Genomic DNA, 20,300 nt, shown 5'->3' on the forward strand with positions numbered 1-20,300 from the left:
ATGAGAATCGTTATCATTCAGGATGTTGTGCTTAATAGACGTCGCGCTGGTAGCGGCCTTCGGCGGCCAGAAGCTCCAGCGCGCCGGCGCCAAGCAGGTCGGTGAGGGTGGCATGGACGCCCGCGGCCATGCCTTGCAGGCTGCCGCATACGTAGATCGCTGCTCCCTGGGCTACCCATGCGCGGACCTGGCTGCCACGCAACGCCAGGGCGTCCTGCACGTAGCGTGGCCCGGCGCCATCGCGTGAGAATGCCAAATCGGCCTGGGCGACCAGCCCATCGCGATGCCACCCGGCGATCTCGGCCCCGAAGAAATTGTCGCTGGCGGCATTGCGCTCGCCGAACAGCAGCCAGTTGCGCTTGTCACCGGCGGCGATGCGGGCGCGCAGGTGGGCGCGCAGTCCCGCGATGCCGGTGCCGTTTCCGATCAAGATCAAGGGCCTTGCGGCGTTGGCGCCAAGCCGGAAGCGGCTGTGCTGGCGAACGCGCAGGGCGACGGTGTCGCCGCTGCCCGCGCCTTCGCACAGCCAGCCCGACGCCGCGCCGCGGCTGCCGTCGGCGTGGACATGCAGGCGCACCAGCAGTTCAAGGCGGCCGTCGCCCGGAATCGAGGCGATCGAATACTCGCGCGGCTGGCCGGGGTCGGACGGCGGACTGACTTGCACCAGGTCGCCCGCCTCCCAGGCGGGCATGCCGCCCTCCGCAGGCGCGAGCGACAGCAGGTACACCGGCGCGCCGGCGCTGCCCGGATTGAGCAGCTGCCGGCCGTGGATGCGCCACGGCTGGAACGGCGGGGCGCTCCAGTCGGGAGCATCGGCGGTGCCGGCCAGGTGGCTGAGCTGGTGCTGCCAGGCCTCGATGCCGGCGCCGCGGTCGATCTCGATTCGCCCGAACAGCGGCTGGGCGCCACGCGAGGCCAGGGTCTCGTCGAGCCAGCGGCCAAACCCGCAGTAATTGGCGTAGCTGCTGTCGCCCAGCGCAAGCACCGCGTAGTGCAGCTGGTCGAGCCGCGAGCCGCCGGCGGCGAGCTTGCTGGCGAAGCGCGCGGCGCTGTCAGGCGCATCGCCTTCGCCGTAGGTGCTGGCAATGAACAGGATGCGGCGGCCGCTCGACAGCACCCCGGGCGCCAGCGTATCGATGCTGGCGCTGCTTGCCGCCAGTCCTGCAGCGCGCAAGGTGGCGGCGGTCTGGCCGGCCAGGTATTCGCCGGTGCCGGTCTGGCTGGCGTAGGCGACCAGCCAGTCGCCGCCGCCGGTCGCGCCTGCGCTGCGGCGGCGCACAGAACGCACGATGGCGGCGCACATGCCCGCGTAGGCGGACAAGAGAAGGGCGGCGGCCGCGATGCGTCCGGGATCGATGGTGATCATTGCAGCATGGCGCGAAACGCGCTTGAGGTCATTTCTTCCAGCTGGTTCGGCCCGCGCAGCAGGAAGCGCGCGGCCAGCTGGTGCCGTTCCGCGAAGGCCAGGCCTTCGCCGGGCCCAAGCACAGACAGCGCGGTCGACAGCGCATCGGCCGCCATGCACTCGCGATCGATCACGGTGACCGAGGCGATCCGGTTGGCGATCGGGTAGCCAGTGCGCGGATCGAGGGTGTGCGAGGCGCGCACGCCGCCATGGCTGTAGTGGCGCCGGTAGTCGCCCGAGGTGGCGACCGACAGGCCGTGCAGCGCGACCACCACGGGCGCCCCGCTGTCTTCGCCGGGAACGCCCTCCAGCGCCACCCACCAGGGCTGGCCGTCGGGCTTGACGCCAGCGCCGCGCAATTCGCCGCCCGCTTCGGCGAGGTAGTCGCATACGCCGTTCGCTTCGAGCGTGCGCGCCAGCTGGTCCACCGCGAAGCCTTTGGCCACGGCGGACAGGTCGAGCTCCACCGCGCCCGGCTGCAGCATGCGGCGCGTCACCGGGTCGAACCTCACCCTTGCGCCATCGGCGCGGGCCTGCACGGCGCGCACCGCCGAATCGCAGGGCGCCTGGAATCCGGGCTGGTCATAGCGACGCCGGGCGCCAAAGCCCCACAGGTTCACCAGCGCCCCGGCGCATGGATCGTAGGCGCCCCCGCTTGCGGAGCGTACCCACAACGCGTAGTCCATCACGCGCGCGAACGCTTCCGGCAGCAGGTGCCAGCTGCCTGCGGCCGAGCGGTTGTAGATGCCGAGGTTCGACGTGGCTTCCCAATGGCTCATCTGCGCAACGACATCGTCGAGCGCGTGCTGGAGCCGCTGCGCCAGCGCGGTATCGAATCCATCGGGCAGCACCGCTTTCGCCGACCAGGTCGTGCCCATCGACGCGCCGCTGATGGTGGCGATGCGGCCTTTGGGCGGCTCACCCCCGCTGAGGGTGAGCGGTACTAAAACGCGGCGCACCTTTATTCCGGCAGCACTTCAAGCGTCGCGGAGTACGAATAGCGGCGCGGGTTCGGGCCTTTGGGCGACTCGCCCTTGGCCAGGCCTGCCGGGTAGCTTGCGCTCATCCAGTACATGCCGCCGGCTGGCAGCTGCACGGTGGCTTCGCCGTTGGCATCGGTGACGAGGCGGATCTCGCCCAGTACGCCGCGATGGCGCACGCCGCCCGGCACCAGCGAGAACGGGAAGTTCGCCAGCGGCTTGCCGTCGAGGACAAAGCGCCATTTGGCGGTTTCACCGGCGCGCAGTTCATTCGGGTGCGTGACCGGCACCATTTCAAGTCCGCTGCCGGCAGGCTTGAGCGCACCGGTGCTTGGCTTGTTCGACGTGATGAAGGTCTCCATGCGCGTCTGGGTGATGGTGGTCTGGAGCTCCTGCGCGTTGGCCGGCACTTGCTTGGCGAAGGCTTCTTCCGGGCCGCGCCAGCGGCGGGTCTCGCTGCCTTCCTTCCAGCTTGCCATCAGGTTCTTGCTGGCCATGCTGACTTTCCAGGTGCCTGGCTTGGCCAGCCTGAGTTCGAAACTGCTGCGCGACTTGAGGCTGGCGGCCTGCGGCGCTGGCGACACATTGCCATCGGGGTCGGTCACCACGGCGCCATCCATCTTGAGCGCCATGTGGTCGTACTCGAACAGGTCTTCCGACACGGCGCCGTCGATGATCACGACCGGCTCCTTGCCGTCGACCTGGGTCAGGGAAGGCATCAGCCACGGGCGGTGTGCGCTCGCGCCAAGCGACAGGGTGGCCAGTGCGGCGGCCAGCAAGATATTTTTCGTGTTGTTCATTGGTGGCTCCGTTTATTTGCCGACCTGGAGGCTGACCGCGCCCAGTTCTTCCTTGCCGCTTGCGCGCAATACCTGGCCTGGCTTGGCCGGCAGCGTGAACGGAATGCGTACCAGCTCGCGCCCGCCCGCTTCGCGCGCGGCTTCGATGACCAGCTTGTAGTCGCCTGCCGGCAGCTTGTCGATCCCTGTCCGCGCCGGACCGAAGCTCATGGCCTGCACACCGGTGGCGCGGGTGGCGCCGCTGACGCCGTCCATCGGCAGTTCGAGGTCGCGGCCCGCCTTACGCCACCATGTGCGCAGGTCCTTGACCCACTTGGTGCCGCCGTTGTCCTTCTTCTTGACGTCGTACAGGACCGCCAGGTTGGAAGCGATCGTCTGGTCCGCGCGCTCGAGCCAGATGGCGACGTAAGGACGGTGGTACTCGGCCACGTTGAGCTGCGGGATCTCGAATTTGACGGTGAGGTCGGCCGCGACCGCCCAGCTACTGAGCATCGGAAGGGTAAGGGCCAGCGTGTGTTGTAGTTTCATTGGACGAGGTTTAGTGGATGAATAGGAGTGCGATCAGAACGGGGGCGACGATGCCGAAGCCGACCACCGGCCAGGTGGCTGGGCGGTTGGCGGCGTGTAGCTTGAGGATCAGGAAGCCAGTGACCGAGAACACCAGGCTGGCAATCGCGAAGATGTCGATGAACCAGCTCCACACCGGGCCGGTATTGCGGCCTTTATGGAGGTCGTTCAGCCAGGAGACCGCGCCGCGCGAGGTAAGCTCGTATTCGGCGGCGCCGTCAATGCCGATGCGCAGCCACGCATCGCCGCCGGGACGCGGCAGCGGGACGTAGGCATCCTCAGGGCTCCACTCGGCATCGATGCCTGCGACGTCGATGCCGAAGGTGGTGCGCACCCAGCCTTCCACCGCCGGGGGCAGCGGGGCGCTGCCGTCGGCGTGTCGTTCGGCACTGCTGGCCATGCGCGCTTGCAGCGGCGCGGGCAGGGTGGCCTTGCGGTTACTGACCTGTGGCTTCGCTTCGATCTGGGTGGCGTGGTTGAGGGTAAAGCCGGTCACGCTGAACATCAGCATGCCGAGCAGGCACAGCGAAGCGCTGATCCAGTGCCATTGATGCAGTGTCTTGAGCCAGACGGCGCGGCCGGCGCCGGGCAGGCCGGATGGGGAGGGAGTGGGCATTGAATCATTATTAAGAATTGTTATTGCGAATAATAACGATTCTCATTTAGATCGTCAACGCCTCATTGGCGCCAGGCCTCCTCGCCATTCCGGCGCAAGCTGGAAATTATCGCAATGATAATGTTCATTCACCAAACCTTCTAAATCGCAACATTCCCGGACACTTTTTCTCCCTGTGGGATGTTGCGATACAATATCGCGTGCTATTCTGACGCACCCTGGAAAGAATACTCCGGCTTTAAAGTCCTTCCCCACAACTTGATGTGCAATCCGCTAAACGGTCAGGCCGTGTCGCGGAAGGTTAGATTAACCCGCCAACCTCGCGAAGCGCGAAGAAAGGTGAGCAAGATGATGAAAGAAAACACCGCCAACTCCTATTTGTTCGGCGGTAATGCGCCCTACGTAGAGGAGTTGTACGAGGCCTACCTCGACAACCCGGGCTCGGTGCCAGACAACTGGCGCTCCTACTTCGACTCCATGCAGCATGTGCCTGCGGTCGATGGTTCCAACAAGCCTGACGTCGCGCACGCTTCCGTCATCGCGTCGTTCGCCGAACGCGCCAAGCAGGGCCCGATCCGCGTCGTGACCGCATCGACCGACGTCGAGATGGGCCGCAAGCGCGTCGCCGTCACCCAGATGATCGCTGCCTACCGCTACCTGGGCGCGCGCTGGGCCAACCTCGACCCGCTGATGCGCCAGGAACGTCCGCCTATCCCTGAGCTGGAGCCGTCGTTCTACGGCTTCTCCGACGCCGACCTGGACACCGTTTTCAACATCAGCAACACCTACTTCGGGCAAGAGACCGCGTCCCTGCGCGACCTGCTCAACTTCCTGCGTGACACCTACTGCCGTTCGGTCGGCGCTGAGTTCATGTACATCAGCGACCCGGCCGAAAAGCGCTGGCTGCAGGAACGCCTCGAATCGATCCGCTCGACCCCGGCCTTCGGCAAGGACGAAAAGCGCCACATCCTCGACCGCCTGACCGCGGCCGAAGGCCTGGAACGCTATCTCCACACCCGCTACGTCGGCCAGAAGCGCTTCTCGCTCGAAGGCTCCGAATCGTTTATCCCGTCGATCGACGAGACCATCCAGCGCGCCGGCGAAAAGGGCGTGCAGGAGATCGTTATCGGCATGGCGCACCGCGGCCGCCTGAACGTGCTGGTTAATACCCTGGGCAAATCGCCGCAGGACCTGTTCGAAGAATTCGAAGGCAAGCACGGCGACGAACTGCCATCGGGCGACGTCAAGTACCACCAGGGCTTCTCGAGCGACATCTCGACCGCCGGTGGGCCGGTCCACCTGTCGCTGGCATTCAACCCATCGCACCTCGAGATCGTCAACCCGGTTGTTGAAGGCTCGGTCAAGGCGCGCATGGACCGCCGCGGCGACAAGGAAGGCGCGCAAGTGCTGCCGATCCTGGTGCACGGCGACGCTGCATTCGCCGGCCAGGGCGTGGTCATGGAAACGCTGAACCTTGCGCAGACCCGTGGCTACGGCACCGGCGGCACGGTGCACATCGTGATCAACAACCAGATCGGCTTCACCACTTCGGATCCGCGCGACGCGCGTTCGACCACCTACTGCTCGGACGTCGTCAAGATGATCGAAGCACCGGTCCTGCACATCAACGGCGACGATCCTGAAGCCGTCGTGCTGGCGACCCAGATCGCGCTCGACTACCGCATGCAGTTCAAGAAGGACGTCGTCCTCGACATCATCTGCTACCGCAAATTGGGCCACAACGAGCAGGACACGCCTGCACTGACCCAGCCGCTGATGTACAAGAAGATCGCCAAGCACCCGGGCACCCGCAAGCTGTATGCGGACAAGCTGGTTGCGCAAGGCGTCATCGCTGCGGACGAAGGCGACAAGATGGTCGCCGCCTTCCGCGACGCGATGGACGCGGGCAAGCACACGGTCGATCCTGTCATTACCGACTTCAAGAACAAGTACGCAGTCGACTGGCTGCCGTTCCTGAACAAGAAGTGGACCGACAGCGCCGACACCGCGGTGCCGATGACGGAACTGAAGCGCCTCGCAAGCCGCATCACCACCGTGCCGGAAGGCTTCAAGCCGCACTCGCTGGTCGAGAAGGTACTGGGCGACCGCGCCGCGATGGGCAATGGCGACATCAACCTCGACTGGGGCATGGGCGAACACCTGGCCTACGCATCGCTGGTGGCATCGGGCTACGCAGTGCGCCTGACCGGCCAGGACGCCGGCCGCGGCACCTTCGTGCACCGTCACGCCGTGCTGCACGACCAGAACCGCGAACGCTGGGATGCAGGTACCTATGTCCCGCTGTGCAACGTATCGGACAGCCAGGCGCCGTTCACCGTCATCGACTCGGTGCTGTCGGAAGAAGCGGTGCTGGCATTCGAGTACGGCTATTCGACCGCGGAACCAAACACGCTGACCATCTGGGAAGCGCAGTTCGGCGACTTCGCCAACGGCGCGCAGGTCGTCATCGACCAGTTCATCAGCTCGGGCGAAGTCAAGTGGGGCCGCGCCTCCGGCCTGGTCATGATGCTGCCGCACGGTTACGAAGGCCAGGGTCCTGAGCACTCATCCGCGCGTCCTGAGCGCTTCCTCCAGCTGTGCGCAGAGAACAACATGCAAGTGGTGCAGCCGACCACCGCCGCCCAGATCTTCCACCTGCTGCGCCGCCAGATGGTGCGCCAGTTCAGGAAGCCGCTGGTCATCATGACGCCAAAGTCGCTGCTGCGTAACAAGGACGCAGGTTCGGCGCTGACCGAACTGGCCAAGGGCAGCTTCCAGACCGTGATCGGCGAGACAGACGACAAGATCGACGCCAAGAAGGTCAAGCGCGTTGTGGCTTGCTCGGGCAAGGTGTACTACGACTTGGTCAACGCACGCAAGACGCGCGGCCAGACTGACACTGCCATCATCCGTGTCGAGCAGCTGTATCCGTTCCCGCACAAGTCGTTCGCCGCGGAGCTGAAGAAGTTCCCGAACGCGACCGAGCTGGTATGGGCGCAGGACGAGCCGCAAAACCAGGGCGCATGGTTCCAGATCCAGCACAACCTGTTCGAGAACATGGAGTCGGGACAGCGCCTTGCATATGCCGGACGCCCAGCTTCGGCCGCGCCTGCAGTCGGTTACTACGACAAGCACTACGCGCAGCAGAAGGACCTGCTGGAAACGGCATTCTCGAAGCTCAAGGGCTTTGTGTTGAACAAACAGTGATGACAAGGTGCCCGCCGGGCGGCGGGCGCATAAAAACAGAATACGGAGTTATACATGGCACAAATTGAAGTCAAGGTTCCACAACTGTCGGAATCGGTCGCTGAAGCTACCCTGCTGGCATGGCACAAGAAGCTCGGCGAAGCGGTCACCCGCGACGAGAACATGATCGACATCGAAACCGACAAGGTGGTCCTTGAACTGCCAGCGCCGGCATCGGGCGTGATCACCCAGATCATCAAGGGCGACGGCGGCACCGTGGTAGCGGGCGAAGTCATCGCGATCATCGATACCGAAGGCTCGGCCAAGGTCAGCCCGATTGAAGTATCAAACGCACCTGCGCCTGCAGCGGCAGCGGCGGCAGCTCCTGCTGCGGCGGCGCCAGCGGCATCGCAGTCGATGGCCGGCGTGGCAATGCCAGCGGCATCGAAGATTTTGGCCGATAACAGCATGAGCGCCACCGACGTTGCCGGCAGCGGCAAAGACGGCCGCGTCACCAAGGGCGACGCCCTGGCAGCGGTAGCATCGGGCGTCAAGCCTGCAGCGCCTGCGCCACTGGCAGCCGCAGCAGCCAAGCCTGCACTGCAGCAGGTTGCAGCGCCAGCACCAGCCAACCTGGGCGACCGTCCGGAAGAGCGCGTGCCAATGAGCCGCCTGCGCGCGCGTATCGCCGAGCGCCTGATCCAGTCGCAATCGACCAACGCGATCCTGACCACCTTCAACGAAGTCAATATGCAGCCGGTCATCGACCTGCGCAACAAGTACAAGGACAAGTTCGAGAAAGAGCACGGCGTCAAGCTGGGCTTCATGTCCTTCTTCGTCAAGGCAGCGGTCGCGGCACTGAAGAAGTACCCGATCATCAACGCATCGGTAGACGGGAACGACATCGTCTACCACGGCTACTTCGACATCGGTATCGCAGTCGGTTCGCCGCGCGGCCTGGTAGTGCCTATCCTGCGCAACGCCGACCAGATGTCGATCGCCGAGATCGAAAAGAAGATCGGTGAATTCGGCGCCAAGGCGAAAGAAGGCAAGCTGACCCTGGAAGACCTGACCGGCGGTACCTTCTCGATCTCGAATGGCGGCACCTTCGGTTCGATGCTGTCGACCCCGATCATCAACCCGCCGCAGTCGGCCATCCTGGGCGTTCACGCGACCAAGGACCGCGCTGTCGTCGAAAACGGCCAGGTTGTGGTCCGTCCGATGAACTACCTGGCGATGTCGTACGACCACCGCATCATCGACGGCCGCGAAGCCGTCCTGGGCCTGGTCACGATGAAGGAAACGCTGGAAGATCCATCGCGCCTGCTGCTGGACCTGTAAGCACAGTTAGCCCGTCGTCCCCGCGAAAGCGGGGACCCATTCACAGCGTTCAGCATCGCACATGTCGCGGTCACGAAAAGCTCAGCATGGGTTACCGCGGGGCCGCCGAGGCCTTCGCGGGAACGACGGTTCTTCAGCAGGTAATCCCTATTTGCGTTGAGCGAGGTAGCACGTGAACATCTCCGATGAAATCAAGCGTTTGCACGAACTGCACCAGGCCGGCGCACTGACCGATGCCGAATTCGAACAGGCCAAGGCCAGGCTGCTGTCGGCGTCCGCCGACCTGAACAAGCCGGGCTATTCATCCAGCGGCAACGGCAGCCTGGGCGACGAGTTTTCGCGCCTGCGCCGCTCGCGCACCGATCGCTGGATCGGTGGCGTCTGCGGCGGCCTTGCCAAGGCTTCGGGCATGGATGCCTGGATCTGGCGCCTGGTCTTTGCGCTGTTCACCATCTCGTTCGGTTTCGGCCTCGTGATCTACCTGCTGCTGTGGATTTTCGTCCCCGAAGAATAATCAAGGAATAATCAATGAGCACTCCAAAACAATTCGATGTCGTCGTGATCGGCGGCGGTCCTGGCGGCTACATCGCCGCAATCCGTGCTGCGCAGCTGGGCTTTAATGTCGCCTGCGTCGACGAGTGGGCCAACGCCAAGGGCGGTCCTGCTCCTGGCGGCACCTGCACCAACGTCGGTTGCATCCCATCGAAGGCGCTGCTGCAGTCGTCCGAGCATTTCGAGCATGCCGGCCACGCATTCAAGGAACACGGCATCGAAGTCTCGGGCCTGTCGCTGAACCTGCCGCAGATGCTCAAGCGTAAAGAGACCATCGTCAAGCAGAACAACGACGGCATCCTGTTCCTGTTCAAGAAGAACAAGGTCAGCTTCTTCCACGGCCGCGGCGCGTTTGCCGCTGCTGCTGACGGCGGCTACACCATCAACGTTACCGGTCCAGCCACCGAAACGCTGCAGGCCAAGCACGTCGTCATCGCCACCGGCTCCAACGCACGCCAGCTGCCGGGCGCGGAGTTCGACGAAAAGCTGATCCTGTCGAACACAGGCGCACTCGCCATCGATGCGGTGCCAGCGAAACTGGGCGTGATCGGCGCAGGCGTCATCGGCCTGGAGATGGGCAGCGTATGGCGCCGTGTCGGCGCTGACGTTACCGTCCTCGAAGGCCTGCCGACCTTCCTCGGCGCGGTCGACGAGCAGATCGCCAAGGAAGCGCACAAGCTGTTCACCAAGCAGGGCCTGAAGATCAGCCTCGGTTGCAAGATCGGCGCGATCACCAAGGGCGAGAACAACGTCACCGTGGAATACGCCGACGCGACCGGCGCGGCGCAGACCGCGGTATTCGACAAGCTGATCATCTCGATCGGCCGCGTGCCGAACACCATCGGCCTCGGTGCTGAATCGGTTGGCCTGGCGCTCGACGAGCGCGGCTTCATCGCCGTCGACGACGAGTGCAAGACCAACCTGCCGAACGTCTGGGCAGTGGGCGACGTCGTGCGCGGGCCGATGCTGGCGCACAAGGCGGAAGAAGAGGGCGTTGCGGTCGCCGAGCGTATCGCCGGCCAGCACGGCCACGTCAACTTCAACACGATTCCATGGGTGATCTACACCTCGCCGGAAATCGCGTGGGTTGGCCGCACCGAGCAACAGCTAAAGGCGGACGGCGTGGCCTACAAGGCCGGCACCTTCCCGTTCATGGCGAACGGCCGCGCACGCGCGCTGGGCGACACCTCGGGCATGGTCAAGTTCCTGGCCGATGCGACGACCGATGAAATCCTGGGCGTCCACATCGTGGGGCCGATGGCCTCCGAGCTGATCTCGGAAGCCGTGGTCGCGATGGAGTTCCGTGCGTCGTCGGAAGACATCGCGCGCATCTGCCACGCACACCCATCGCTGTCGGAAGCCACCAAGGAAGCCGCGCTCGCAGTCGACAAGCGTTCGCTGAACTTCTAATCTGCACCACGCCGGGCGGGCTTCGCGCCTGTCCGGCTCCTCGTATCGCCCTCCCATGAACGTCCAAGAGTTTTACCAGCACGCGCTGTCCCAGCGTGGTTTCAAGCCTGACGATGCGCAGCAGCGCGCGGTTGACCGCCTGCAGCTCGCCTACGAAGAGTGGGTGCATTTCAAGTCCCAGCGATCGTCGAGCTTCAAGCGCCTGATCAACCGTCCGGACGTGCCGCGCGGCGTGTACCTGTGGGGCGGGGTAGGACGGGGCAAGTCGTTTTTGATGGACAGTTTTTACTCGGTGGTGCCGGTGGTGCGCAAGACGCGCCTGCACTTCCACGAATTCATGCGCGGCGTGCACCGCCAGCTCGATGACCTCAAGGGCGTGGCCGATCCGCTCGACGAAGTGGCGCGCCGCATCGCCAAAAAGTACCGCCTGATCTGCTTCGACGAATTCCACGTCTCGGACATCGCCGATGCGATGATCCTGTATAACCTGCTGACGGCGCTGTTCAACAACGGCGTGTCGTTCGTGATGACCTCGAACTACGATCCGGACAAGCTGTACCCGGACGGGCTGCACCGCGACCGCATGCTGCCGACCATCGCGCTGATCAAGGAAAAACTCGACGTGCTGAACGTCGACGCCGGCATCGACTACCGCAAGCGCGCGCTCGAGCAGGTGCAGGCTTACTACACGCCGCTGGGCGCGGCCGCCGACAAGGCGCTGCGCGACGCTTACACCGCCGTGGCGGAGACCGCCGACGAAGACCCGATCGTCCACATCGAGCATCGCGAGATCCGTTCGCTGCGCCGGGCCGGCGGCATCATCTGGTTTGACTTCCACACCCTGTGCGGCGGACCGCGCTCGCAGAACGACTACCTGGAGATCGCCAGCCGCTTCCATACCGTGATCCTGTCTGGCGTGCCGGCGATGTCGGCGTCGCAGTCGTCCGAGGCGCGCCGCTTCACCTGGCTGATCGATGTGTTCTACGACCACAAGGTCAAGCTGCTGATGTCGGCCGAGGTCGAGCCCGAAGCGCTGTACACGCAGGGGCAGATGGCAAACGAGTTCCATCGCACGGTCTCGCGTATCATCGAGATGCAGTCGCGCGAATACATGGATGCACAACGGCGCGACGCGGCCGACGCACTGGCCTGACAGACCCGACAAGGACAATAACAATGGCAATTCCGTTCGCATATCCAACGCTTCGCAACGCCGCCATGGTGCTGGCGTGCGCGGCCCTTTCCGCATGTTCTTACGTGCTGCTGCCGCCGAATGTGCAGCACGTTGCGCCGCCGTCGACGTCGCTGGCGGAAGCGGACCGCAAGCTGGCCGAGGCCAGGGAGCGCCGCGCCGCCATCGAGGCGGAATTCGCGTCCAGCGAGCAAGCCTGCTACAAAAAGTTCTTCGTCAACAGCTGCCTTGAAAAGGCGCGCGAGAAGCGTCGCGAAGGCCTGGCGGTGGTACGCGCGGTCGAAGTCGAGGCCGAGCTTTTCCAGCGCCGCGAAAAGGCCAATGCGCGCGACCGCGCACTGGCGGAAGCGCAAAAAGAGTTTGAGGCCGAGGCCGCGCAGCGCGCAGCCAATCCCCGGCCGGAGCGCGTGGAAGAACCGGCGCCGCCGCCAAAGCCGATTGCGGCGCAGGTGAACCGCGAGGCGGCCAACGCGGCCAAGCTCAAGCGCATTGCTGAGAAAGAGGCCGCGGAAGCAGGCAAGCGCGCGGAGAATGCTGCGCGCTTCGAAAAGAAACGCCAGGAGTCGGTACGGCGCCAGGCCGAGCGCGCGAAACGCCAGGCCGAACGCGAGGCCGAGAAAGACTAGGCTGGCGCGGGTCGACCGTTTATTTTATTCGTTCTTTGTAATACCTTAGGCGAACGAAGTGCGCGCGGGTTGAACGGTTGAAAACAGCCGGGGTTGTTATCGCTTCAACACGCGAGAATCTATTGCAGTGATAGGAGCTTTTCAGCCAGCCGCCTACGCTTGCTTATGGAAACTTAAAGCAGCGCATTTCGCCATTGGTGCCAAAACGCAGTAAGGCATTTTTTGTGGCTAATGCGCTGTGCTTATGTCGCTTGCGTTATTAGTCGGTAATTGTGATATATGGCCCGTTATACCCTGCGAAGGTGAGCGTATAGGTGTATCCCACAAGGGCGATGGAACCTGATTGCACCAATTTTTCCCATTTTTGGTTCGGGCAAGTGGTATTTTGCCTCAACGCTAATTCAATACTCGCCTGGGTTGCCGAAGTCAGCGACGGTACGGTCAGCCTTCCGTTTTTCGGCATTAACTGTCCTGTTGACGTTGCGATCGTCGGGTTCTGTGTTTGGCCGGGAGCGATATTCCCTGCCGGATTTTTGCACATCACTGTTCCACTATAGGTTGCCGACAGCTCAGCGGTCGCGTTCGTGTTGCCGACGCCAGCGAGGTCATATGAGCTGCAGGTCACAACGAAGCCGTTGACCTGGCAGGACGGAGTGCCACTTTGTACATGGGTCCCGCTGGGCGCATTCGCCCCATTGTAGGTTGTGGTGGCCCACGCCGCCGAAGCCGCAAACGCTGCGGCCAAGGTTAAAAACGCTGCGTTTTTCATCTTGTTCTCCCAATAAATAGATTTTATTGTCAGACGATTTTAGCTTGTCACATCGGATAACCCTCCTTTCGGCTTGCTAATAATTTAATTAATAAAAATTTCTTCGCGCGCACATTATTAATGTGCGCGTTGTTAATGCCTTGTGTAGACGCAGCATATAACGTGGCGATCATGCCTGCTAAAGCCGGTCGCGGCATTAGCCAGAGGCCTGATGTCCGGGCGGTGCCCGTAGTTGGCATTGAGATTCCTGTTTAGGAATATTATGCACACTGTAAAAACTGCACTTGTATAATTTTTGGTGGCTTGCAATTTATCCTTTTGGTTTTTGGTTTATACTGATTCTAATAGCCGTTCGCCGGAAGTCAAATAGAGCGTGATGTGTTTTTTTGATTCCTCGTCCGTACGAAAATGAAGTGACTTACAGGATGACTTCGCGTCGACACATTCGGCCTTTTAATGAAAGTAATAGTAACTTTCATCACTATGGGAGCTTGCCATTATGCGGAAAGCGAATCGGTTCGAATGCTGGTGGTGTCTGTCAAAGCGCGCCGGGCATGTTCTTAATGCCTGCCAGGCGTCGCTCCTGGCCCTGATGCTGGTTGGCTGTGGGGGAGAGGGAACTTCCCGCCGTCAGGAGGCTTCCGCGCCGTTACTGACGTCGACCATGCCAGAGAAATCGTCTGGGACACGAGCAATGACTGCAGACAGTTCGGCACTGACAAGCCGGGGCGCTGCGCCGCTGGCAACAGCGGACAAATCCCCTGCCGTCTCGGCGGAAGAGTCGGTGCGGCTAGCGAAACTGCGGGCCCTGTCCTTGCTATCGCCGCTAACCGAGCGTGAGAGGCTGGATTTGCTCAGGCAGTTGGCCGATGCATCTCCATCGGCACGCCTGGACTTGTTTGACGGATATCGCGCACTGGCGATGCTGCCGGAGCGGCAGAAAGAGGTTTTGCTGAATCAAATCGAAAAAATAGTACCGGTTACCGTTCCGGCAAGCCTGCTGGTGTGCAGCTGTAGCAACGGCATCGAACGTAAGTTGTGTATCCGGGAACGCTGTTCGAATCATTCGGAGCTGGGGTCGGCCTGCAATAAGGCCTGCGGTACCCTGGCAAGCTTTAAGAGCGAATGCCTGACCGCACGACAATGTGCGGGACAATAGAGTTCAGATGGCGCGGCACCGTGTAGACGGAGCCGGACCGGTGCCAGGCCGAGCGCGGTGCGGAGAAAAACTGGGACTTCCGGCAAGCGCCGGGCGCCGGGAGGATTGGGCAATCCTCGTCAAGCGGACGCCGCACACCTTCTGTACAAACGCTGCGATACCCGGGATGCAGCACGGCCATCCATGTACCTGGAACGCCCACAACAAGGACGTCATCCTGGTTGCCGCCATCACCGCGGCGGGCGTTGAAAAGGGGTTCAGCCATCGGGCGGAACAGAACCTTACTGCTCTTGTGTAGCCGTGTGCCAGGCGCATATCGATACTCTCTACTGGAACATTTCTGACTTCTTAGCATGGAATATGCAAGGAAATGTCAGGACAGGGCCGTTGTTCCCGGCACTTGTTCCGTGACCCACTATCAAGGTTCCAGCGGCGCAGATCAGTTCGGTACCGCGCATAGCCCGGTCAAACTTTCGTCCTTGGCGTCTCCCATACTGCGGCAGCTCGACTGTACGGTTGCGTACAGAACTTATGCAAACAGCAGAGCATGATGGGTTCCATTCGCCGCGGTGGCGATCCATAAAAATAAAGGAACTAAAATGAACAGCACCAAAATGATCGGCATCGCGCTCATCGTCGCAGGCCTGCTCGGCGTAAGCCTGGGCGGCTTCAGCTTCACCAAAGAGACCCATAAAGCCAGCCTGGGTCCGATCAACCTGTCAGTAGCTGAAGAGAAGAAGGTCAATATCCCGCTGTGGGCGAGCATTGCCGCGATCGTGGCTGGCGCCGCCGTGCTGGTTGCCGGCTCGAAGCGCTGAGGGCAGGGTCGCTACCGATTAACCCCGCTTCAACTTGCCGATGACGCTCGCTACCTTGGTGGTGATCACATCGACTGCCGGGCCATTTGCGCCGTGCGGCAAAATGACGTCGGCGTGGCGCTTGGTCGGCTCGATGAATTGCTTGTGCATCGGGCGTACTGTTTCCAGGTATTGGCCAATGATGCTATCGACCGAGCGGCCGCGTTCGGTAATATCCCTTTGCATCCGGCGAATGAAGCGGACGTCCGGAGCGGTGTCGACAAAAATCTTCAGCGACATCATTTTGCGCAGGTCCGCCGGCGCCCGAACTGACAGGGGCCGGTTGATCCAAACCTGCTATGTTGCGCAGATGAGCAAATGCCTCAGATTGCCCGGCGCATCTTCTGTACGGTGTAGTTGGGCACTTCCTTCGGTGGCCGCACCAGCTTGATCATGGCCATGGTGCAGTTGTCGCCCTTGCCGTCGGCCCGTTCGATCGCCTTGTTGATCAGCATCTCGGACGCCTGGCGCGGCGCGTTCTTGTTCAGCACCGAGCCCAGTTCAGTGTCGGTGAAGTAGGCCCACAGCCCATCCGAGCACAGCATGAAGGCATCGTCCGCGGCCAGCCCTTCATGGCTGCCGATGGTGACGAAGGGCTCCTTGTGTATATTGCCCAGCACGTTGAGCAGCAGCGGCGACTGGCGGTGGATCTTGGCGGCCTCGGGGGACAATTTGTCATTGCCGACCAGATGCTCGATATAGCTGGCGTCAGTGGTGCGTGCGCGGCACTGGCCGGCGGCAAAGCGGTACAGGCGCGAGTCGCCAACGTGGGCCCACACCGCCTGTCCCTGCGGGCTGATCAGCAAGCCGACAAAACTGGCCAGCGGTTCGGTGCCGGTGGTGACGCCATTCATCTTGATGACCAGGTGGGTCTCGTGCACGATCGCGCGCAGCAGGTCGGCCATGCGCTCGATGGTGGTGCTGTCGCCCGGCTTGAACTCGTCGAAGACCAGTTTGGCCGTGTGCAGCACCTGCTCGGGCGCGATCGGGCCGCCGGCCTGGCCATCGGCCAGCACGGCCAGCACATAGCCAGGCGCGCGCGCGCCAGTGAACAGGGCGGCGCGGTCATTCTGCTGCGCCCGGCTGCCGATATGCTGCGCGGTGCCCGCTTCGATCTTGTATGAACTCATGTTGTCAGTTGTTTCCTGGCTGCGTTAGCACTGCAATCGCAGCTCGCGGCTCGATCTGTATTGGCGGCAACGTCGTCGTAGATTAAACTATGCACCGGGAAGCACTAAAGTTGCAAGCAGTTACGGTTGCCTCCGCGAAACTTTTGTATCCAATTGTATGCACGCCGCACGGCGCCTGTTAGCAGCACTGAAACAAGGTTGGGAAAGCGATAATGACTGACGTAAACGAAATCCAGCGCCGCCTCGTCGAACTCGACGTGGAACATCGCGACCTGGACGCGGTCATAAACAAGCTGACCGACGACGGCCACAACGACCAGCTCCAGCTGCGCCGCCTGAAAAAGCGTAAACTGCAGCTGAAAGACCATATCACCCTGCTGAAAATGCAATTGGTGCCGGACGTCCCGGCCTGATTTGTCTTCGCAATACCTGACACCCACTTTGACCGAGCAAACACCAGCCCCGGGCACGCCCGGCGAGCTGCCTGCCGAAGGCGCGCCAGACCAGGCCGCCCCGGCCGGCAAGTACGACGCCGAGATCGACCGCCTGTTTTCCGCGGGCGGCCCGCTTGCGCCCTCGGTCGGCGCGTTCAGCCCGCGCCGCTCGCAGACGGAGATGGCCAAGTCGATCGCGCAGGCGATCGCCGACCAGAAAACCCTGATCGCCGAAGCGGGCACCGGCACCGGCAAGACCTTCGCCTACCTCGTCCCCGCGCTGCTGTGGGGCGGCAAGACCATCGTCTCGACCGGCACCAAGAACCTGCAGGACCAGTTGTTCCTGCGCGATATCCCGACCGTGCGCACCGCCTTGCGCGCGCCGGTCTCGGTGGCGCTGCTCAAGGGCCGCTCGAACTACGTCTGCCACTACCACCTCGAACGCACGCTCAACAACGGGCGCATGACCTCGCGCGACGATGTCGGCCACCTGCGTGAAATCTCGCGCTTCATCAAGATGACCAGCTCCGGCGACAAGGCCGAGCTGACCAAGGTGCCCGAGAACGCCACCATCTGGAACCTGGTCACCTCGACCCGCGACACCTGCATGGGCGCCGAGTGCCAGTACTACCAGGACTGCTTCGTGATGAAGGCGCGCCGCGAGGCGCAGCAGGCTGACGTGGTCGTGGTCAACCACCACCTGTTCTTTGCCGACGTGGCATTGAAGGATACCGGCGTGGCCGAGCTGCTGCCGTCGGCCAATACCATCATCTTCGACGAAGCGCACCAGCTGCCCGATACGGCCACCTTGTTCTTCGGCCAGACCGTGTCGACCTCGCAGATCCTGGAACTGTGCCGCGACGTGCTGGCCGAAGGCCTGGCGCATGCGCGCGGCGGGCCGGACTGGGCCAAGGTCGTCACCGCGGTGGAAAAGGCGGCACGCGACCTGCGCCTGACCTTCCCGCAAGACAGCATGCGCATGGCGCTGGCCCAGATCGTTCCGTCGTCCGGCTTTTTCCCGGCGCTTGAGACCTTGAAGGAACAGATTGCGGCAATGATCGACGTCCTGGAAGACCAGGCGGCACGCGCCGAGAGCATCGAGCAATGCCGGGTGCGCGCAGTGGAACTGGCCGCCGGGCTGGATGCATGGAAGCCTGAGACCAAAGGCAAGGTCGTCGAAGGCGACCAGGCGGTGCTGTGGGTCGAGGCGTTTTCGTCCTCGCTGCAGCTGCACAAGACGCCGCTGTCGATCGCGCCGATCTTTTCGAACCAGCGCGAAGGCACGCCGCGCAGCTGGATCTTTACCTCGGCGACGCTGGCGGTGAAGAACGACTTCAAGCACTTCTCAGCCCAGATGGGGCTGGAGGGCGAAGAAGCAAAAAACTGGCCGAGCCCGTTCAACTACGAGCAGCAGGGCTTGCTGTACGTGCCGAGCGGCCTGCCGGAGCCGAACGCGTTTGGCTATACCGATGCGGTGGTCGACTGCGCGTTGCCGGTCATCGAAGCGGCGGGCGGGCGCACCTTCTTCCTGTGCACCACAATTCGCGCGGTGAAACATGTGGCTGAAAGGCTGCGCACCGAGTTTGCCGCGCGCGGGCTGGACTTCCCGCTGTTCGTGCAGGGCGAGCGCGGGCGCACCGAGTTGCTCGATTCCTTCCGCACTGCCGGCAATGCGGTGCTGGTGGGCAGCCAGAGTTTCTGGGAAGGCGTGGACGTGCGCGGCGACGCGCTGTCGCTGGTCATCATCGACAAGATGCCGTTCGCGCCGCCCGACGACCCGGTGCTGGCCGCGCGCATCGACGTGATGGAGAAGCAGGGGATGAACGGCTTCATGCACCACACGCTGCCGGAGGCGATCATCAACCTGAAGCAGGGCGCGGGGCGCCTGATCCGCGACGAGACCGACCGTGGCGTGCTGATGATTTGCGATCCGCGCATCATCACCAAGTCGTACGGGCGCAGGGTGTGGCAGAGCCTGCCGCCGTTCAAGCGTACGCGGGTGCAGGCCGAAGTCATCGAGTTCTTCAAGCCGAAATAACGTCGTTCCCGCGAAGGCGGGAACCCATACGCCGACTGTGCAAACTCGGCATGGGTTCCCGCCTGCGCGGGAACGACGGGTCAAGGGTTGATCACGATCTTGCCTGTCACCTTGCGCGCGGCCATGTCATTCAAGGCCTGCGCCGTTTCCTCCAGCCTGTACCTGCCTGAAATGTGCGGCCTGATCTTGCCTTCGGCCAGCCACCCCATCATCTGCCGCATCGCCGCCATGTTCGCCTTCGGCTCGCGCTTGGCGAACTCGCCCCAGAACACGCCCACCAGCGACGCGCCCTTGAGCAGCGCCAGGTTCAGCGGCAGCTTCGGAATCTCGCCATTGGCAAACCCCACCACCAGGTAACGCCCGCGCCACGCAATCGAGCGGAACGCCGGCTCTGCATACTGTCCGCCCACCGGGTCATAAATGACATCCGGTCCCTTGCCCCCGGTGGCAAGCCTGATCGCCTCGCGCAAATCCTCGGTGGAATAATTGATGGTGGCGTCGGCGCCATGTTCACGGCATACCGCCAGCTTGTCGTCGGACGAAGCGGCCGCGATCACGCGGGCCCCCAGCGCCTTGCCGATCTCGATGGCGGCCAGCCCGACCCCTCCCGCCGCGCCCAGCACCAGCATCGTTTCGCCCGCCTTCAGCCCGGCGCGGTCGACGACGGCATGATGCGAGGTTCCGTAGGTGAGGGTAATCGCAGCGGCCGTGTCGAAGTCCATCCCGGGCGGCATTGGCATCAAGGCCCTGGCCGGCACCAGCGCCTGCTGCGCAAACGCACCGATCGGGATAAACCCGATCACCTTGTCGCCGATGCCGTACCCGGCCACGTCCGGCCCGACGGCGCGCACCACACCCGACAACTCGTTGCCCGGCGTGAACGGCAGCGCCGGCTTGAACTGGTACTTGCCCTGCACGATCAGCACGTCGGGGAAATTGACCCCCGCGGCCCTGACGTCGACCACCACTTCACCCGGTCCCGGCGCCAGCTCAGGCAACTCTTCCACGGCCAGGCTGTCGGGCATTCCCCACGCTTTGCACACCACTGCTTTCATGTTGTCTCCGTTGTCGGTTCGCAAAAAAAGTACGGTCGTTTGCTTTTGATTATGCCCCAATTTGTGCGCGTCGGCGCTGGCTCGCCGGCGCCTCCGGAGCGCTTGCGCGTGCACAAAGTGACAAAAGTCGAGCTTGTTAGAGTCGTGGATGGGAGCGCGCCCGTTGGCAATATGGAAAGAGGA

19 protein-coding genes are annotated in these 20,300 nt (G+C 63.0%); 10 read left to right on the forward strand and 9 right to left on the reverse strand.

The features are described from left to right. Positions 1 to 31 precede the first annotated feature (31 nt). The 5 genes from LMJ30_RS11680 to LMJ30_RS11700 are packed head-to-tail and all read right to left on the reverse strand — an operon-like array spanning position 32 to position 4,368. Entirely contained in the window at positions 32 to 1,366 is a 1,335-nt protein-coding gene (locus LMJ30_RS11680; protein ID WP_229432517.1) for a sulfite reductase subunit alpha, read from the reverse strand. Beyond that, positions 1,363 to 2,364, reverse strand: a complete 1,002-nt coding sequence (locus LMJ30_RS11685) for an FAD:protein FMN transferase (protein WP_229432518.1) — start codon at positions 2,362 to 2,364, stop codon at positions 1,363 to 1,365. The genes LMJ30_RS11680 and LMJ30_RS11685 overlap by 4 nt, the downstream gene beginning before the upstream one ends. Positions 2,365 to 2,366: 2 nt before the next feature. After that, positions 2,367 to 3,185 carry a DUF4198 domain-containing protein gene (locus tag LMJ30_RS11690; RefSeq protein ID WP_229432519.1) on the reverse strand — a complete coding sequence of 273 codons (819 nt, stop codon included), beginning with the start codon at positions 3,183 to 3,185 and terminating at the stop codon, positions 2,367 to 2,369. 12 nt (positions 3,186 to 3,197) lie between these two features. After that, positions 3,198 to 3,713, reverse strand: coding sequence for a DUF2271 domain-containing protein (locus tag LMJ30_RS11695; protein WP_229432520.1), 516 nt, complete (start codon positions 3,711 to 3,713; stop codon positions 3,198 to 3,200). Positions 3,714 to 3,723: 10 nt separating this feature from the next. Further along, a complete protein-coding gene (locus LMJ30_RS11700) occupies positions 3,724 to 4,368 on the reverse strand; it encodes a PepSY-associated TM helix domain-containing protein (RefSeq protein ID WP_229432521.1) in 645 nt (214 codons plus the stop codon). A gap of 348 nt (positions 4,369 to 4,716) precedes the next feature. On the opposite strand from LMJ30_RS11700, the gene LMJ30_RS11705 reads away from it, so the two are divergent. The 6 genes from LMJ30_RS11705 (at position 4,717) to LMJ30_RS11730 (ending at position 12,675) form a co-directional block, all read left to right on the forward strand. After that, the gene (locus LMJ30_RS11705; protein ID WP_229432522.1) at positions 4,717 to 7,575 is read left to right on the forward strand and encodes a 2-oxoglutarate dehydrogenase E1 component; all 2,859 of its coding nucleotides are present in this window, start codon (positions 4,717 to 4,719) and stop codon (positions 7,573 to 7,575) included. Positions 7,576 to 7,629: 54 nt separating this feature from the next. Beyond that, positions 7,630 to 8,895 (forward strand): 2-oxoglutarate dehydrogenase complex dihydrolipoyllysine-residue succinyltransferase, encoded by a 1,266-nt coding sequence (gene odhB / locus LMJ30_RS11710; RefSeq protein WP_229432523.1) that lies wholly within the window; start codon positions 7,630 to 7,632, stop codon positions 8,893 to 8,895. 172 nt (positions 8,896 to 9,067) lie between these two features. Next, entirely contained in the window at positions 9,068 to 9,409 is a 342-nt protein-coding gene (locus LMJ30_RS11715; RefSeq protein WP_229432524.1) for a PspC domain-containing protein, read from the forward strand. Positions 9,410 to 9,423: 14 nt separating this feature from the next. Further along, positions 9,424 to 10,857, forward strand: a complete 1,434-nt coding sequence (lpdA, locus tag LMJ30_RS11720; RefSeq protein WP_229432525.1) for a dihydrolipoyl dehydrogenase — start codon at positions 9,424 to 9,426, stop codon at positions 10,855 to 10,857. A 55-nt stretch (positions 10,858 to 10,912) separates the two neighbouring features. Next, entirely contained in the window at positions 10,913 to 12,010 is a 1,098-nt protein-coding gene (gene zapE, locus LMJ30_RS11725; protein WP_229432526.1) for a cell division protein ZapE, read from the forward strand. A gap of 23 nt (positions 12,011 to 12,033) precedes the next feature. Continuing rightward, complete coding sequence (locus LMJ30_RS11730) at positions 12,034 to 12,675, forward strand: hypothetical protein (RefSeq protein WP_229432527.1); 642 nt, start codon at positions 12,034 to 12,036, stop codon at positions 12,673 to 12,675. Positions 12,676 to 12,934: 259 nt separating this feature from the next. On the opposite strand, the gene LMJ30_RS11735 is transcribed toward LMJ30_RS11730, so the two are convergent. Continuing rightward, a complete protein-coding gene (locus LMJ30_RS11735) occupies positions 12,935 to 13,444 on the reverse strand; it encodes a hypothetical protein (RefSeq protein ID WP_229432528.1) in 510 nt (169 codons plus the stop codon). 694 nt (positions 13,445 to 14,138) lie between these two features. On the opposite strand from LMJ30_RS11735, the gene LMJ30_RS11740 reads away from it, so the two are divergent. Both LMJ30_RS11740 and LMJ30_RS11745 read left to right on the forward strand, forming a co-directional pair. Then, on the forward strand, positions 14,139 to 14,603 hold the full coding sequence (locus tag LMJ30_RS11740) for a hypothetical protein (protein WP_229432529.1): 465 nt from the start codon (positions 14,139 to 14,141) through the stop codon (positions 14,601 to 14,603). 599 nt (positions 14,604 to 15,202) lie between these two features. Then, entirely contained in the window at positions 15,203 to 15,421 is a 219-nt protein-coding gene (locus tag LMJ30_RS11745; RefSeq protein WP_229432530.1) for a hypothetical protein, read from the forward strand. Positions 15,422 to 15,439: 18 nt separating this feature from the next. Here LMJ30_RS11745 and LMJ30_RS11750 read toward each other — a convergent pair whose 3' ends face one another. Together LMJ30_RS11750 and LMJ30_RS11755 are read right to left on the reverse strand one after the other, a co-directional pair. Further along, a complete protein-coding gene (locus LMJ30_RS11750) occupies positions 15,440 to 15,703 on the reverse strand; it encodes a nucleoside/nucleotide kinase family protein (RefSeq protein WP_229432531.1) in 264 nt (87 codons plus the stop codon). An 80-nt stretch (positions 15,704 to 15,783) separates the two neighbouring features. Then, positions 15,784 to 16,590: a PP2C family protein-serine/threonine phosphatase gene (locus LMJ30_RS11755; protein ID WP_229432532.1), complete on the reverse strand. Its 807-nt coding sequence runs from the start codon at positions 16,588 to 16,590 to the stop codon at positions 15,784 to 15,786. A gap of 212 nt (positions 16,591 to 16,802) precedes the next feature. Between LMJ30_RS11755 and LMJ30_RS11760 the strand changes: the two genes are divergently transcribed. Both LMJ30_RS11760 and yoaA read left to right on the forward strand, forming a co-directional pair. Further along, positions 16,803 to 17,003: a YdcH family protein gene (locus LMJ30_RS11760; protein WP_229432533.1), complete on the forward strand. Its 201-nt coding sequence runs from the start codon at positions 16,803 to 16,805 to the stop codon at positions 17,001 to 17,003. Positions 17,004 to 17,031: 28 nt separating this feature from the next. Next, the gene (gene yoaA / locus LMJ30_RS11765; protein ID WP_371873000.1) at positions 17,032 to 19,062 is read left to right on the forward strand and encodes a DNA repair helicase YoaA; all 2,031 of its coding nucleotides are present in this window, start codon (positions 17,032 to 17,034) and stop codon (positions 19,060 to 19,062) included. A gap of 80 nt (positions 19,063 to 19,142) precedes the next feature. Here yoaA and LMJ30_RS11770 read toward each other — a convergent pair whose 3' ends face one another. Next, on the reverse strand, positions 19,143 to 20,117 hold the full coding sequence (locus tag LMJ30_RS11770; protein ID WP_229432534.1) for an NADPH:quinone oxidoreductase family protein: 975 nt from the start codon (positions 20,115 to 20,117) through the stop codon (positions 19,143 to 19,145). Positions 20,118 to 20,300: the final 183 nt, after the last annotated feature.

The sequence above is a fragment of the Massilia agrisoli genome (genome assembly GCF_020831365.1).
Lineage (GTDB): Bacteria > Pseudomonadota > Gammaproteobacteria > Burkholderiales > Burkholderiaceae_D > Telluria_A > Telluria_A agrisoli.

Coding starts and splice junctions, on each gene's coding strand:
- LMJ30_RS11755 (WP_229432532.1), bottom strand. CDS start 16,590: ATGAGTTCATACAAGATCGAAGCGGGCACCGCGCAGCATATCGGCAGC.
- LMJ30_RS11750 (WP_229432531.1), bottom strand. CDS start 15,703: ATGATGTCGCTGAAGATTTTTGTCGACACCGCTCCGGACGTCCGCTTC.
- LMJ30_RS11690 (WP_229432519.1), bottom strand. CDS start 3,185: ATGAACAACACGAAAAATATCTTGCTGGCCGCCGCACTGGCCACCCTG.
- LMJ30_RS11770 (WP_229432534.1), bottom strand. CDS start 20,117: ATGAAAGCAGTGGTGTGCAAAGCGTGGGGAATGCCCGACAGCCTGGCC.
- LMJ30_RS11680 (WP_229432517.1), bottom strand. CDS start 1,366: ATGATCACCATCGATCCCGGACGCATCGCGGCCGCCGCCCTTCTCTTG.
- LMJ30_RS11760 (WP_229432533.1), top strand. CDS start 16,803: ATGACTGACGTAAACGAAATCCAGCGCCGCCTCGTCGAACTCGACGTG.
- LMJ30_RS11700 (WP_229432521.1), bottom strand. CDS start 4,368: ATGCCCACTCCCTCCCCATCCGGCCTGCCCGGCGCCGGCCGCGCCGTC.
- LMJ30_RS11705 (WP_229432522.1), top strand. CDS start 4,717: ATGATGAAAGAAAACACCGCCAACTCCTATTTGTTCGGCGGTAATGCG.
- odhB (WP_229432523.1), top strand. CDS start 7,630: ATGGCACAAATTGAAGTCAAGGTTCCACAACTGTCGGAATCGGTCGCT.
- lpdA (WP_229432525.1), top strand. CDS start 9,424: ATGAGCACTCCAAAACAATTCGATGTCGTCGTGATCGGCGGCGGTCCT.
- LMJ30_RS11695 (WP_229432520.1), bottom strand. CDS start 3,713: ATGAAACTACAACACACGCTGGCCCTTACCCTTCCGATGCTCAGTAGC.
- zapE (WP_229432526.1), top strand. CDS start 10,913: ATGAACGTCCAAGAGTTTTACCAGCACGCGCTGTCCCAGCGTGGTTTC.
- LMJ30_RS11730 (WP_229432527.1), top strand. CDS start 12,034: ATGGCAATTCCGTTCGCATATCCAACGCTTCGCAACGCCGCCATGGTG.
- LMJ30_RS11735 (WP_229432528.1), bottom strand. CDS start 13,444: ATGAAAAACGCAGCGTTTTTAACCTTGGCCGCAGCGTTTGCGGCTTCG.
- LMJ30_RS11745 (WP_229432530.1), top strand. CDS start 15,203: ATGAACAGCACCAAAATGATCGGCATCGCGCTCATCGTCGCAGGCCTG.
- LMJ30_RS11740 (WP_229432529.1), top strand. CDS start 14,139: ATGACTGCAGACAGTTCGGCACTGACAAGCCGGGGCGCTGCGCCGCTG.